At 69.0% G+C, this 14,301-nt stretch carries 12 protein-coding genes; 7 read left to right on the forward strand and 5 right to left on the reverse strand.

What is annotated here, in order from left to right:
* Positions 1–7: 7 nt before the first annotated feature.
* Entirely contained in the window at positions 8–901 is an 894-nt protein-coding gene (gene phhA / locus ACVOK1_RS09080) for a phenylalanine 4-monooxygenase (protein WP_406233724.1), read from the reverse strand.
* Between the two features lie 125 nt (positions 902–1,026).
* Here phhA and ACVOK1_RS09085 point away from each other — a divergent pair, with 125 nt between their 5' ends.
* Positions 1,027–1,509, forward strand: coding sequence for an Lrp/AsnC family transcriptional regulator (locus ACVOK1_RS09085; protein WP_079224542.1), 483 nt, complete (start codon positions 1,027–1,029; stop codon positions 1,507–1,509).
* A gap of 86 nt (positions 1,510–1,595) precedes the next feature.
* Entirely contained in the window at positions 1,596–3,593 is a 1,998-nt protein-coding gene (locus tag ACVOK1_RS09090; RefSeq protein ID WP_481561817.1) for a hypothetical protein, read from the forward strand.
* A 41-nt stretch (positions 3,594–3,634) separates the two neighbouring features.
* On the opposite strand, the gene ACVOK1_RS09095 is transcribed toward ACVOK1_RS09090, so the two are convergent.
* A complete protein-coding gene (locus ACVOK1_RS09095; RefSeq protein WP_481561818.1) occupies positions 3,635–4,627 on the reverse strand; it encodes a patatin-like phospholipase family protein in 993 nt (330 codons plus the stop codon).
* Between the two features lie 146 nt (positions 4,628–4,773).
* Complete coding sequence (locus ACVOK1_RS09100; protein ID WP_481561819.1) at positions 4,774–5,832, reverse strand: TIGR00266 family protein; 1,059 nt, start codon at positions 5,830–5,832, stop codon at positions 4,774–4,776.
* A gap of 161 nt (positions 5,833–5,993) precedes the next feature.
* On the opposite strand from ACVOK1_RS09100, the gene ACVOK1_RS09105 reads away from it, so the two are divergent.
* Complete coding sequence (locus tag ACVOK1_RS09105; RefSeq protein WP_481561820.1) at positions 5,994–8,261, forward strand: TonB-dependent receptor; 2,268 nt, start codon at positions 5,994–5,996, stop codon at positions 8,259–8,261.
* Between the two features lie 176 nt (positions 8,262–8,437).
* Here the strand turns inward: ACVOK1_RS09105 and ACVOK1_RS09110 are convergent, their stop codons facing one another.
* Entirely contained in the window at positions 8,438–9,277 is an 840-nt protein-coding gene (locus ACVOK1_RS09110; RefSeq protein WP_481561821.1) for an acid phosphatase, read from the reverse strand.
* 243 nt (positions 9,278–9,520) lie between these two features.
* Here ACVOK1_RS09110 and ACVOK1_RS09115 point away from each other — a divergent pair, with 243 nt between their 5' ends.
* Both ACVOK1_RS09115 and ACVOK1_RS09120 read left to right on the forward strand, forming a co-directional pair.
* Complete coding sequence (locus ACVOK1_RS09115; protein WP_116864375.1) at positions 9,521–10,399, forward strand: lipase family protein; 879 nt, start codon at positions 9,521–9,523, stop codon at positions 10,397–10,399.
* 11 nt (positions 10,400–10,410) lie between these two features.
* Entirely contained in the window at positions 10,411–11,613 is a 1,203-nt protein-coding gene (locus ACVOK1_RS09120) for a DUF4785 domain-containing protein (RefSeq protein ID WP_481561822.1), read from the forward strand.
* Positions 11,614–11,688: 75 nt separating this feature from the next.
* Here ACVOK1_RS09120 and ACVOK1_RS09125 read toward each other — a convergent pair whose 3' ends face one another.
* The gene (locus ACVOK1_RS09125) at positions 11,689–12,474 is read right to left on the reverse strand and encodes an ABC transporter ATP-binding protein (protein ID WP_108770568.1); all 786 of its coding nucleotides are present in this window, start codon (positions 12,472–12,474) and stop codon (positions 11,689–11,691) included.
* A 189-nt stretch (positions 12,475–12,663) separates the two neighbouring features.
* Here ACVOK1_RS09125 and ACVOK1_RS09130 point away from each other — a divergent pair, with 189 nt between their 5' ends.
* Positions 12,664–13,866: a DesA family fatty acid desaturase gene (locus ACVOK1_RS09130; protein ID WP_481561823.1), complete on the forward strand. Its 1,203-nt coding sequence runs from the start codon at positions 12,664–12,666 to the stop codon at positions 13,864–13,866.
* On the forward strand, positions 13,863–14,192 hold the full coding sequence (locus ACVOK1_RS09135) for an EF-hand domain-containing protein (protein WP_481561824.1): 330 nt from the start codon (positions 13,863–13,865) through the stop codon (positions 14,190–14,192). Before ACVOK1_RS09130 ends, ACVOK1_RS09135 begins: the two co-directional genes overlap by 4 nt.
* The last annotated feature ends 109 nt before the right edge of the window (positions 14,193–14,301 follow it).

Raw genomic sequence — 14,301 nt, forward strand, 5'->3', positions numbered from 1 at the left:
CTTCGCCTCACACATCCCCGCCGTCCGCCCAACCCTCACCCGTACCCGCCTGGAACACGCAGTCGTCGGCCTGCACGTCACCGGCCGGCAGGTGCGCCTGGTCGGCCAGCGCAGCGTATATCGGGGTGAAGTCCGGTGACGTCGCCTGCATCAGCTGCTCGAAGCTGTCGATGACGAAGTAGGTCTTCTGGAAGGTGTCGATGCGGTACTTCGTACGCATGATCCGCTGCAGGTCGAAGCCGATGCGGTTGGGCGCGGCCGATTCCAGCGAGTACAGCGATTCGCCCTTGGACGAGACGATGCCGGCGCCGTAGATGCGCAGGCCGTCGGCGGTGTCGATCAGGCCGAACTCCACCGTGTACCAGTACAGGCGGGTCAGGTTCTGCAGCGCGTCCGGGCCGATCGCGTGGGCTTTGACGCCGCCGCGGCCGTAGGCCTCCATGAAGTCGGCGAACACCGGGTTCATCAGCAGCGGCACATGGCCGAACAGGTCATGGAACAGGTCCGGTTCGGCGATGTAGTCGATCTGGTCCGGGCGGCGGATCCACCAGGTCACCGGGAAGCGGCGGTTGGCCAGGTGGTCGAAGAAATCCAGTTCCGGCAGCAGGCCTTCCACGCCCACCAGGGTCCAGCCGGTGGCCGCGCCCAGCACTTCGTTGAGCTGGTCGAAGCGCGGGATCATGTGCGCGTTCATGCCCATCTCGTCCTGCGCGTCCAGGAACTCCTGGCAGGCGCGGCCGACCAGCAGTTCGCGCTGGCGCTGGTACAGCGTGCTCCAGGTGGCGTGGTCGTCGGCGGTATAGGTCTCCCACGGCTGCTCGACGAGCGCGGTGGTGTACACCGGCACGTAGCCCTTGTCGGTCTGCTGGTGTTCGACGCGGCGGGGCTGGGCGAGGTCCATGGGGCACTCCTTGAAGGGATACCGGTGATGCTAGGGCAGGGCGCGCGCAACAGGGTTGCAAAAGTTGCGCGTAACAGGCCCCGTGGCGCAATATCCTTGCGTACTCACCGTGTTGCGGAGCAGCAATGGCCGGAGAAGTCCAGTTCGATCGCACGGATATACGCCTGTTGGCCGAGATCCAGCGTGATGGTCGCGCCACCAACGCGGAGTTGGCGACGCGGGTGAACCTGTCGCCGTCGGCCTGCCTGCGCCGCCTGCAGCGGCTGGAAAGCGAAGGGGTGATCGTCGGCTACGGCGCGCGCCTGGAGCCGCGCCAGCTGCGCCTGGGCCTGCAGGCCTTCGTTCGCGTGCAGCTGGAAAAGCACGACCAGGCCGCCATCGGCCACTTCGTGGACAGCGTGCAGGGCTGGGATGAGGTGGTGGCCTGCCATGCCCTGACCGGCGACATGGACTACCTGCTGCACGTCTACGTGCGCGACCTTGAACACTTCTCGCGCTTCCTGCTGGACAGGCTGCTCAACGCCGGCGGCGTGGCCGATGCCAATTCCAGCTTCGTGCTGCGCACGGTGAAGGGCTTCCAGGCGCTGCCGCTGTCGCAGCTGGAATGAACGGCCGCCGCGATTTGACGGCGCCGGGCGGGTAGCCGAGCATCACCGCCCTGCGCGCGCCGCAGCGTTCCTTTCCGGTTCCAGGCATGTCCGAACTCCAGCACCCGGTGCTTACCACCACCTTCCTGCCGCTGCAGCGCAAGTCGCTGGCGCGCTACATCGCCCATGGCACGCCGCCGCAGACCGCGCTGGAACAGGCCGGGCTGATGGCCGCGCAGCTGTGTCGCGCGCGCCTGCACACACCCGCGGAAATCGAGCGCCTGCTGCACGAGGCCTGCGCGCTGTTCGCCAGCCATGACGGCGTGGCCGCGCAGCTTGCCGGTGCCGGTGGCGGTGGCCAGCCGGAACTCGATGCCTGGCTGGCCGCGCTGGCCGCCCATGGCGTGCTGCTGGCTCCGGCGGAGATCCTGCAGGACTTCACTGAGCAGTCGCCCAGCGAGTACCCCGGCCTGGCCCTGCAGCAGGCCTGCCAGGAAACCCTGGCCGAACATGAGATCCGTTTCCCGGCCGCGTTCGCCAGCGATGATGAGGACGACGACCAGGACGAGGCCGTTGCCAGCGATGCGCGGGCGGTCGAACACCATGGCCTGTACACCTCCGAGCAGGCCCGCGTGCTGCGGGCGATCGCCGCCAACCCGGACGAACTGATCGACCTCGATGGCTACGCTGGTACCGGCAAGGGCCATCTGGTGCTGGCGCTGATGGACGCGCGGCCGGGCCGCTACACCTACATCGCGCCGTCGCGCGGGCAGGTCGAAGCCTTTCGCGCCCGCGTGCCGGCCAGCACGGCGGTGCGCCTGCTGACCCAGATCGAATTCGCCAACCGCGTGGCCCAGCACGCCGCGCGCAGTGGCCAGACCGGCGGTTTCATCGCCAGCTACCGACGCAGCACCCGCACCCCGCGCGAGATCGCCGGCCGCATCGGCCTGCAGGGCATCGGCGGGCGCAGCCCGGAGCAGGTGCTGCTGACCGCCTTCGAGGCCATCAACCGCTGGTGCGCCTCGTCCGCACCGCGCATGGCCTTCCAGCATTTCGACCGTTCGGTGCCGGCCGCGATGCTCGACGTGGCGCCTTACCTGGCGGCGGCCGAGCACGTCTGGCGCAGCATGTTCGATGCCGAGCTGCAGCGGAGCACGCTGCTCAGCCTCAGCCCCGCGCACATCGGCAAGTGGCTGGCGCTGCGCGGCGTCACCCCGCCACAGGACATGGGCATGCTGCTGGTGGACGAGGCGCACGATCTGAGCCCGTCGTGGAAGCAGCTGCTGGCCGGCCATGCGCCCGGCGTGGTCAGCCTCGGTGATCCGCACCAGTGCCTGTCCGGCACCGTGCCGCGCTGGGCCGCATCGAAGGTGCTGGAAATGCACCAGTCGGTGCGCCAGGGCAACCAGGTCGATGGTTTGGTCAACCAGACGCTGGCGCTGGACGGCCTGGGCCAGGACAGCGGTCCGTTCGTCGGTGCCGCCGACCGCGCCACCGGCGTGCTGCATTACCGCGACTGGTCGCAGGTGCCACGCGAAGGCCTGCGCATCCACGGCAACGTCGCCGATCTGGCCCTGGATGCGGCACAGCTGCACGCGCACGGATTGCGGCCCTACCTGCACCCGGCATCGCTGCGCGCGCTGCGCAGCGCGTTGCAGGGGCCGCTGGATGCATGGCGCCGTCGCGACAGCGGGTCGAACCAGACGCAGGAGCGTTTCCTGTCCACACAGGCCGGCGAAGGGCAGGGCGCACTGCAGGCGTTGTTCGCCTCCGCCGACCGCGTGCAGTCACTGCTGCAGGCACTGGATGACCAGGACACGCCCGCCGATGGGCGCGTGGTGCTGTGCCTGGCCGAACACGCGAAGAACCTGCAGTTCGACGTGGTCTCGCTGTCGCCGGGGTGCTTCAGTGCGGGGCAGGGCGCGCGCATCTGGCACAACCCGGTGCGCGCGGTGTACCTGGCGCTGACCCGTGCCCGCCGCCAGCTGCACGTGCCGGCCGATGGCATGGAACAGCTGCAGCACACCGCGGCGCTGCAGGAACAGGCGCGCCAGGCCCGCAGGCGCGAGCGGCAGCAGGCCAGCGGTTACCGGCCTGCGCGTTAGGACACGATCACGCGCCGCTCAGCAGCGGCGCGCCGCAACACTCAGCACTTGTCCTTGCGGCCCATCAGCTTGCCCAGGCGCGAGGGCTCATCGCACTTCGGCACCACCGGTGCCGCCGGTGCCAGTGCAGCGGCGCGTGCCTTCTGCAGCTGCAGGATCTTCGCGCGGATCTGCGGCATCGCTGCCATCGCGGCCTTCTCGCCTTCGAGGATGGCGGTGCCGCGCTGGCTGAAATCGGCGGCGCCGATGTCCAGCACCTTCGGCCGGATGACGATGTCGGCGCGTGCCAGTTCCTGCTCGCCCAGGCGCTGGCCCATGATCGAGATCGACTGGTTGACGATGCCCAGCATGCCGGTCGGCGCCTTGCCGCTGGCCTTGCTGGAGATGTCCACGGCGATGACGAACTCGGCGCCCAGCTGGCGCGCGGCATCGACCGGCACCGGGCTGACCACGCCGCCGTCGATGTAGTTGCGGCCACCGATCTTCACCGGCTCGAACACGCCGGGGATGCTGCTGGACGCGCGCACGGCCTGGCCGACGTTGCCGCGCACGAAGATCGCGCGCTCGCCGGTTTCCAGCTGGGTGGCGACCGCGGCGAACGGCTTCTTCAGCTTCTCGGCCGGGCGGTTGGCCACCTGCTCGTTGACGTAGTCCTGCAGCTTCTGGCCCTGCACCAGGCCGCCGGAGAACAGACGCACGTCGCGGATGCTGGCTTCATCCAGCGCCACGGCCTTGCTCTGCATCTGGAACGCGTCCATGCCGCTGGCATACAGCGCGCCGACCACGCTGCCGGCGCTGGTGCCTGACACCACCACCGGTTCGAAGCCGTTGGCTTCCAGCATCTTGATCACGCCGATGTGGGCAAAGCCCTTGGCCGCGCCGCCACCGAGGGCGATGCCGATCTTGATCGGCTTGGCTTGCGGTACCAGGGTCGGCTGCGGCGGCGGAGTGGGGCGGACCTCTTCGCCACCGCAACCGGCCAGCAGGCCGAGCAGGGCGACGGACAGCAGCACACGGGGGCGGAACAGGCTCATCGGCAATGCGCTCGGGGCGCCGGATTCAGGAAAGGGCGCCAGCATACCGAAGGATGCAAAATCCATGGGTAGCGCCGGGCCATGCCCGGCGGATGGTTCAGGTGCCGCTGTGCTCGCCGGGCATTGCCCGGCGCTAAAGTGCAGGGTCAGAACCGGTTGTCGCCGCCCAGCGTGCGGCCCAGGCCGCCCAGGATCGAGCCTTCGCCACGGCTCTGGCCGCCACCCTGCGGCGCGGCCATCCACATGCGCCCGGCCAGGCGCGAGAACGGCAGCGACTGCAGCCAGACCTTGCCCGGGCCGGTCAGGGTGGCCAGGAACACGCCCTCGCCACCGAACAGCATGCTCTTGATGCCGCTGACCCGGCGCACGTCCATCTCCACCGTCGGGTGGTAGGCCACCACGCAGCCGGTATCGACGTCCAGACGCTCGCCGGCCGCCAGCTCGCGCTCGACCACGCAGCCGCCGGCATGGATGAAGACCCACCCGTCGCCTTCCAGCTTCTGCATGATGAAGCCCTCGCCGCCGAACAGGCCGGTCATGATCCTGCGCTGGAACTGCACGCCGATGCGCACGCCGCGCGCGCCGGCCAGGAAGCTGTCCTTCTGGCAGATCAGGCGTCCGCCGTGCTGGTCCAGCTTCATCGGCAGCACCGTGCCGGGGTAGGGCGCGGCGAAGGCGACCTTGCCGCGGCCGGTGCCGGTCTGGGTATAGACGGTGGCGAACAGGCTTTCGCCGGTCACCACGCGGCGGCCAGCGGCCATCACCTTGCCCATGAAGCCGCTGCTGGCCTGCGAGCCGTCGCCGAACACGGTGTCCATCTGCACCGTGGATTCCTTGAACATCAGCGCGCCGGCTTCGGCGATCGCGCTTTCACCCGGGTCCAGGCCGATTTCCACGAACTGCATTTCATGGCCGACGATGCGGAAATCGATCGGATCGCCGTGGCCGCCGCTGCTGCTGACGGTTTCAGTCGTGGCCGGTGCTGCAGCGGGCAGGACCGGCGGTGCCGGGGCGGGTGCGGCAGGCGCTGCCGCTGCCGCAGACCCATGCAGGACGCTGATTTCGGACACGGGTGTCCACCCTTCCATGCCCTGGCGCCAGGCCAGCGCGTGCGGGTTGGCCTGCGCAAAATGGCGCGCAGCGTCCTCGTCGAGCGGGCCGATCCGCTCGGCCTGGCCGGCGGCATGGAAGTACCACTGGGTCATCGCAGCAGCTCTGTGGCAAGGGGAAATGCCGAGTGTAGCGGCCCGCCGGGGGCACCGCCGGTGAGGGGCCATGAACGATCGGCATTTGCGGCGTAGGTGCTGTATTGCAACAATTATCTGGTAGCGCCGTTTCACTACCCCTCCAAACACAGCCTACCGCCATGTCTCCGACCCGCACTTTCCGTGGCCGCACTCCGGTCGCGCGTCCCCTCGTTGCCGCTCTTTCCGCCCTGCTGCCGCTGGTAGCAGCCGCCCAGGAAACCCCCGCTGCCAAGGATCCGGTTGCCCTCGATGCCCTCCAGGTCACCGCGCAGCGCCGCGTCGAGAACGCCAAGGACGTGCCGGTCGCGATCACCGCGATCCAGGGCGAGAAGCTGGATGTGCTCGGCTCCGCCGGCGACGACATCCGCTTCCTGTCCGCGCGCGTGCCGAGCCTGAACATCGAATCGTCGTACGGCCGTGCCTTCCCGCGCTTCTACATCCGCGGCCTGGGCAACACCGACTTCGATCTCAACGCTTCGCAGCCGGTGTCGCTGGTGTATGACGACGTGGTGCAGGAAAGCCCGCTGCTGAAGGGCTTCCCGCTGTTCGACCTGGCCGGCGTGGAAGTGCTGCGTGGCCCGCAGGGCACGCTGTTCGGCCGCAATACCCCGGCCGGCGTGGTGAAGTTCGATTCGGCCCGTCCGTCGCAGGACGCCGACGGCTACGTGAAGATGTCCTACGGCACGTATGACACCTGGAACGTGCAGGGCGCCTACGGCGGCCCGCTGACCAGCCGCTGGTCGGCGCGCGTGTCGGCGCTGTACCAGCGCCGCGAGAACTACGTCGACAACACCGTCGCCAACGCGCCGAGCTCGGGCTTCGAAGGCTATGACGAGGCCGCTGGCCGCGTGCAGTTCCTGTACGAAGGCGATGATGTCGAAGCGCTGTTCAACCTGCACAAGCGCAAGCTCAACGGCACTGCGCGCCTGTTCCGCGCCAACATCATCCAGCCGGGCAGCAACGCGCTGGTCGAGAATTTCGACCGCGACAAGGTCTCCACCGACGGCCTGAACTTCTCCAACCTGGAAACCTGGGGCGGCAGCGCACGCATCAAGTGGGACCTGGGCCGCGTCACCCTGCACTCGATCACCGGCTATGAAACCGCCGAATCGCTGAACCACGGCGACGTCGATGGCGGCTACGGTGCGGCCTTCCTGGGCGCCGGCAATTCCGGCCCGGGCCTGATTCCGTTCCCGTCCGAATCGGCTGACGGCCTGCCGCGTCACCGCCAGTGGACGCAGGAATTCCGCGTCGAATCCAACGAGTGGGGCCGCTTCGACTGGCAGGCCGGCGTCTTCTACTTCGATGAAGACGTGACCATCGACAGCTTCAACTACGACTCGCTGACCCCGGGCAACCCGCAGACTGGCCACGCCGTGCAGAGCCAGCGCAACAAGGCCTGGGCCGCGTTCGCCTCGGGCGACCTGGATGTGACTGATCGCTTCAAGCTGCGCGCCGGCGTGCGTTACACCCAGGACAAGAAGGATTTCACCGCCAGCGTGCTGCAGGCCGTGCCGGGCGGTACGCCGGTCAGCGGCCCGTACCTGGCCAACAGCGATGTCGACGATGTCAGCTGGGACCTGAGCGGCGTCTACCAGATCACCGACAACATCAACGCCTATGCGCGCGTGGCCAAGGGCTTCCGTGCACCGTCGATCCAGGGCCGCCTGGCCTTCGGTGGCGTCACCCAGGCCGATTCGGAGAAGGTGATCTCGTATGAAGCCGGCATCAAGGCCGACCTGTTCGACCGTCGCGCCCGCCTGGGCTTCAACGTGTTCCGCTACAACGTCGATGGCCAGCAGCTGATCGCCGTCGGTGGCAGCAACAACACCGCCACCCTGCTCAACGCCGACAAGACCATCGGCCAGGGCTTCGAGCTGGACTTCGAGGCGTACCTGACCGACCACGTGCTGATGACCCTGGGCAGCAGCTACAACGACACCGAGATCAAGGACAAGGATCTGGCCGTGGCGATCTGTGGCGGTGGCTGCACCATCACCGACCCGACCACCATCATCAACGGTGGCACCTACGCGCTGGTCAACGGCAACCCGCTGCCGCAGGCGCCGAAGTGGATCCACAACCTGACCCTGCGTGCCGGCTTCCCGGTGAACGATGCCAGCGAGGTCTACGTCTACACCGACTGGGCGTACAAGAGCGCGGTGAACTTCTTCCTGTACGAGTCGCCGGAGTTCCGCAGCCGCAGCTCGCTGGAAGGTGGCCTGCGCGTGGGCTACAACTGGGATTACGGCCAGTACGACGTGGCCGTGTTCGGCCGCAACCTGACCAACCAGACCCGCGTGGTCGGCGCGATCGACTTCAACAACCTGACCGGCTTCCTCAACGAGCCGCGCACGTTCGGCGTCGAGTTCACCGCGAAGTTCTGATGCGGTTGATGGCGTGATGCAATGAAGAAGGGCCGGCGCAATGCCGGCCCTTCTGCTTTCTGCGGCGGGGGTCAGAGCCCTTCCCTGCGGAAAGGGATCTGACCCCCATTGACCCTGCCGGGGTCGGATCCCTTTCCGCAGGAAAGGGCTCTGACCCCATCGGGATCCGCGTGACCTTACAGCGCGCTTTCCGGCCGCACCTTCAGCACCGCTTCCTCGGCCGCGCAGTCGCGGCTGGAATGCAGGCCGGCCTTGCGAGCGTCGGCAATCTCCTTGCGCGCCGCCAGCAGATCCTTGTTGAACGCCGCGTTGTCATGCAGGCGCGCCACCGCGGCGGCGCCCATGAAACGCCCTTCGAGGATGTCGCTCTGCCAGTGCACGTTGCACACCAGGCGGCTCTCGCCGTAGTTGCGGCCACGCGCCTGGATGGCATCGGCGCGGTCCGGCGCGATCTCCGAGAGAATCAGCGCCCAGGCCCAGCCGATGGAGGTGTGGCCCGAGGGATAGGAGCCGTTCTTTCGCAGGCCGGCTTCATCGTCGGGCGTGCAGGTCGGCTCGCCGTTGACCATGAAGGGGCGCGGACGCTGGTACTGGTTCTTGGCGGCCTTGGTGGCCGCGCTGGCATCGATGCGGCTGCGCTCCAGCAGGCGGTACAGGGCGGGGGTCTTCACCGCGTCGACGTCGATGTCGGCGGCGCAGGAGAACTGGTTGGCGCCAGCCGGGAAACCGAGTTCGGCATCGCGGGTCGCCTGGCTGAAGCGCGGCGTGCCACGCAGGGCGCGGGCTTCGCGGCTGACCTGCTCATCCAGCGCGAAGCCGGCCGAACCGGCTGCCGGCGGCGCCGGCACCAGGGCGATGCTGGCCGGCACGGCGGCCTTGTCGAGGTAGCCCACCGCCTTGGTGGTGACGTTGGATTCCACCGCGGTCGGTGTGGTGGCGGTGGACGCGCAACCGGCCAGCGACAGGGCGATGGCCAGGCCGAGCAGGGGGCGGGCGGGGAGGGCAGGCAAAGACATGGGCAGGCTCGAGACAGGAAACACAGCGGCCATGATCGCAGCCCCTCCTGCCGCCCGCAGCGTCCATGGGTCATACGGCCAGACCCGGCATGGTGGCTCTGGGTAGTCATTATCCTGCAACAAGATCATCCATCTTCGCCAATCTCCCGAATACGGGCGCAGCGCACGGACTTTCACGCGCGTTCGCCGCCAGCATCGGGCCACAGCCGGGCCGGGGGGATCCGCTGACGAGGGAGAGATGCGATGCGCAGCACCGCAACAGGAAGTACCGCCCTGGCCCTGCTGCTGGGCCTGGCCTGCACCCCGGCGCAGGCCGCCGATGTCTACGGCGTGGCCTTCGTGCACGGCACCGGCGCCCAGACCGATGCCACCCAGGACTACTGGCAGCCGGCGATCATCGACACCGTGCGCCAGGGCCTGCCGAACAGCAGCAACTACGTGGTCATCAACTGCGATTTCACCCAGTACATGTGGAAGCCGGAAGCTGCCGGCTGCCTGGCCAACCAGCTGACCAGCTTCATCGACAGCCGCGGCATCACCCAGCTGGTGGTCATCACCCATTCCAACGGCGGCAACGTGGTGCGCTGGATCCTGTCCAACCCCACCTACGACAGCCGCTACCCGAAGATCATCAGCACGGTGCGCAAGGTCACCGCGCTGGCGCCGTCCTCGGCGGGCACGCCGCTGGCCGACGCGGTGCTCAACGGCAACACCTTCGAAACCTCGCTGGGCTGGCTGCTGGGCTACAAGAACGATGCGGTGCGCATGCAGCAGGTCGGCCACATGGCCACCTACAACGCGCAGAACCTGTACGGCACCGCAGGCCGACCGGCACTGCCCAAGCCCTTCCGCGCGGTGGTCGGCAGCGATGTCGAATCGGCTGTGTGGGATAGCAACAGCTACTGCGGCGGCTACGCGGCCAACGTCGGCCTGGAGTTCACCCAGAACTGGCTGTCGTCCTGTTCGGACGGCTTCCTGGAGTGCAGCAGCCAGAAGGCCGCGGGCACGTTGTGGTTCACCGACAAGGCGCGCACCCAGGGCGCCGAGCCGCTGAGCCACAACCAGAGCCGCCGCGAGTGCTTCGGCCTCGGCACGATCCTGCGCAACGACCTGACCCAGTGAGGGAGATGACCATGAAGATCCATTCCACCCTGCTGGCCGCGGCTGTGCTGGCCGCACTCGCCGTCGCACCGGTGCATGCCGCGCAGGCGCTGCGTGCCGCCGCTGCCGGTGACCAGGTGCCCGCGGCACTGGTGGCCGCGCCGCTGCCGGCCGATGACAGCGAACGCGTGCCGCTGGCCTTCGCCTGGGCCCTGGATCCGGCGCAGCCGCTGCAGGCACCGGGCGCTTACGCGGCGGTCAGCCGCAGCTACTGGCAGCAGGTCGACGCCGCCGAGCTGCAACGCGGCCTGGACCTGCCGCTGACCGCGCCGGATGCGGTGATCCAGGTCAGTCCGGGCGCCGGTGCCCGCGCGCTGCCCGCCGACGCCCTGCAGGTGCGCGATGCGGCCGGCCGCACCAGCGTGGCGCGCAGCGTCGATGCGCGGCAGCTGCAGGCCGCGGGCATGGCGGTGAACGATGGCAGCAGCATGCTGCGCACCGGTGCCAGCAGCGCAGTGGGCGCCTACCGGCTGCAGAGCGCGCAGGCGCAGGGCCGCTACGTGGTGCAGGTGCTGGAACCCAACAGCCCGGTGCGGCTGGAGGTGCAGGCCAGCCAGGCGCAGGTACTGGCCGGCGGCAGCGTGCAGCTGCAGGCGCGACTGCTGGAGGATGGTGCCAGTACGGCGACGCTGGCCACGCGCCGCAACAGCCTGGGCGGTGAAGCCCTGCTGGTGGCACCGGATGGCCGCAGCTGGCCGCAACGCCTGCTGCGCACCACCGATGGCAGCCTGCGCGCGCAGGTGCGCATTCCGGCCGAAGCCAGCACGGTGCAGGGGCTGTGGGAACTGCAGGTGTTTGCCCAGGCCGATGGCGTGCTGCGCGATGGCAAGGTGGCCTTCGCGGTGGCGCAGCCTACGGCACGCTTCAGCGGCCAGGCCACGCCCGATGCGGCCAGCCGCCAGGTGAGCCTGCCGCTGCAGGTGGCCGCCGCGGGCCGTTACGAGGCGCGCGGCACGCTGTACGCCACCGGCGCCGATGGCCAGTTGAAGCCGGTGGCACAGGCGCATGCGGCGGCGTGGTTCGAAGGTGCAGGCCGTGGCGTGCTGGTGCTGCCGTTCGACCAGGCCGCGCTGCCGGCCGGCTTCGGCGCACCGTATGAGCTGCGTGACCTGCAGCTGCAGGACCAGAGCCGGATGGCGCCGATCGAATCGCGCGCGTTGGCGCTGCGGTTCTGAGCAGAACCTGGCGGGCCGGATACACCGGCCCGCCGCGTTGCATGATGTAGCGCCGAGCCGATGCTCGGCTGCCGATTACCCCGCGTACGCGGTCAAGACCCCATTCTGTTCCACCACGCTGATCGCACCGCCAAACACCGCCGACAGCGGCTCGTCGCGCAGCAGTTCCTCGCGGGTGCCATCGGCCAGCACGCGGCCATCGCGCAGCAGCACCACCCGCTCGATCTCGGGAATCACTTCCTCGATATGGTGGGTGACCAGCACCAGGGTGATGCCCTGCTGGGCCAGCACGCGCATGGTCGCGACCAGCTGCTGGCGCGCCACCAGGTCCAGGCCGGTGGACGGCTCGTCCAGCAGCAATGCCTGCGGCCGGTTGACCAGGGCGCGGGCGATCAGCACGCGGCGGGTCTCGCCGGCCGACAGTTCCGCATAGGCGCGTTCGCGCAGGGCCAGCGCGCCGGTCATCGCCAGCGTCTCGCCCACCCGTGCCCGCATGTCCGCCGTCACCTCGCGGAACGCCGGCACCACATAGCTGGCGAAGAAGCCGGACAGCACGGCCTGTTCCACGGTCAGGCCGGGCATGTCGGACAGGTTGCTGCTGAGGTCGCCGGTGACGATGCCCAGCTGCGAGCGCAGCCGATCAACCTGCCAGCGGTTCTGCCCCAGCACCTTCACCGCAACCCGCCCGTCGGCCTGGGCCAGCGGGTACAGCTCGCGGGTGATCAGCTTGATGAAGGTCGACTTGCCGCAGCCGTTCGGGCCCAGCAGCGCGGTGTGCTGGCCCTGCGCGATGCGCAGGCTGAGCCCGTGCAGGACCTTCACCTGTCCGCGCACCACGCTGGCGTGGTCCAGTTCGATCAGCGGGGGCAGCGCCCCGGTGGACGGGGCAGCGGTAACGGCATGGGCGCGCGGATCAAGGCTCGACAACTCAGGTCCCCAACTGTGAACGGTGGCACTTTATGACGGTGCACGAACACCGCCGCGAGGGTGCAGTTTGCAACTTAAGCGCCCATCATGTCTGCCATCCCCGCGTCGATCTGGAGTGCCGCCATGCCCGATGCCCTGATCTCCCTGCTCACCGGTGGCGTGTTCGGCCTGGGCGGCTGGGCCATGCTGGCGGTGCTGCTGGTATTCACCCAGCTCACCATCTTCTCGGTCACCTTGTACCTGCACCGCAGCCAGGCCCATCGCGGGGTCGATTTCCATCCGGCGGTCGCACATGTCTTCCGCTTCTGGCTGTGGCTGACCACCTCGATGATCACCCGCGAGTGGGTGGCCATCCACCGCAAGCACCACGCCAAGGTGGAAACCGAGGATGACCCGCACAGCCCGGTCACCCGCGGCATCGGCAAGGTGTTCTGGCATGGCGTGGAGCTGTACCGCGAAGCCCGCGGCATGCGTGCGGACATCGATCAGTACGGCCGCGGCACGCCGGACGATGCCATCGAGCGCCACCTGTACACCCCGCGCGCCACCCTTGGCCCGGTGCTGCTGCTGGTCATCAACAGCGTGCTGTTCGGCCTGCCCGGCGTGGCCCTGTGGGCGATCCAGATGGCCTGGATTCCGTTCTGGGCGGCGGGTGTGGTCAACGGCCTGGGTCACTGGTGGGGCTACCGCAACTACGAGTCGGCCGACACCTCCACCAACCTGACGCCGTGGGCGTTCTGGATCGGTGGCGAGGAACTGCACAACAACCACCATGCTTTCCCCAGCTCGGCGCGCTTTGCGATGCGCCGCTGGGAGTTCGACATCGGCTGGAGCGCGATCCGCCTGCTGCAGGCACTGCGCCTGGCCAAGGTGCTGCGGGTGGCGCCAGCCATGGACGTGCGCCCGAACATCGCCGTGCCCGATGCCGAGACCCTGAAGGCGCTGCTGTCGCACCGCTTCCAGGCAATGACCGATTACCAGCGCAACGTGTTCATGCCGGCCCTGCGCGAAGAGGCCACCCAGGCCGGGGCCAAGCTGCGCCGCCTGCTGCCGCGCCGCCTGCGCCGGGGCCTGGTCAACGATGGCCGCTGGCTGCAGCCGGACAGCCGTGCCCAGCTCAGCGAATGGGTCGCGCAGCGCCCGCGCATCCGCACCCTGGTGGAGTACCGCGCGCGCCTGGCCGCGCTGCTGGAAGCCCGCGGCCATGATGCCGCCGAGCGCCTGCGCCACCTGCAGGCGTGGTGCCACGAGGCCGAGGAAAGCGGCATTGCCGCCCTGCAGGCCTACGCCGCGCGGTTGAAGGGCTACACCCTGGTGGGCGCATGAGGGAGCTGCTGGTTCCGCTGCTGTGCCTGCTGCCGCTGGTCGCCTCCGCGCAGGTCACCGACACCGCCACTTACCTGCAGCGCATGGACAGCGACGGCGACGGCAAGGTCAGCGAAGCCGAGTACGTGCAGTGGATGCTGTATGCCTTCGACCACATGGACCGCAACGGCGACGGCGTGCTGACCGCCGACGAACTGCCGGGTGGCAAGGGCAGGCCGATCACCCGCGAACAGCAGCGCCAGGTGATCGTGCAGCGCTTCCACAAGCAGGATGCCAACGGCGATGGCTACCTGGATGCACGTGAACTTTCTGCGCCGCCGCGCTGACTCTGCAGTTCCGCGATCGCTGGTAGCGCCCGGGGCCCACCCCCCCCCCCCCCGCCCGCGGGCCCCCCCCCCCCCCCCCGCCGCCCCCCCCCCCCCCCCCGCGGGCGGC

The sequence above is a fragment of the Stenotrophomonas sp. STEN087 genome, from assembly GCF_056759115.1.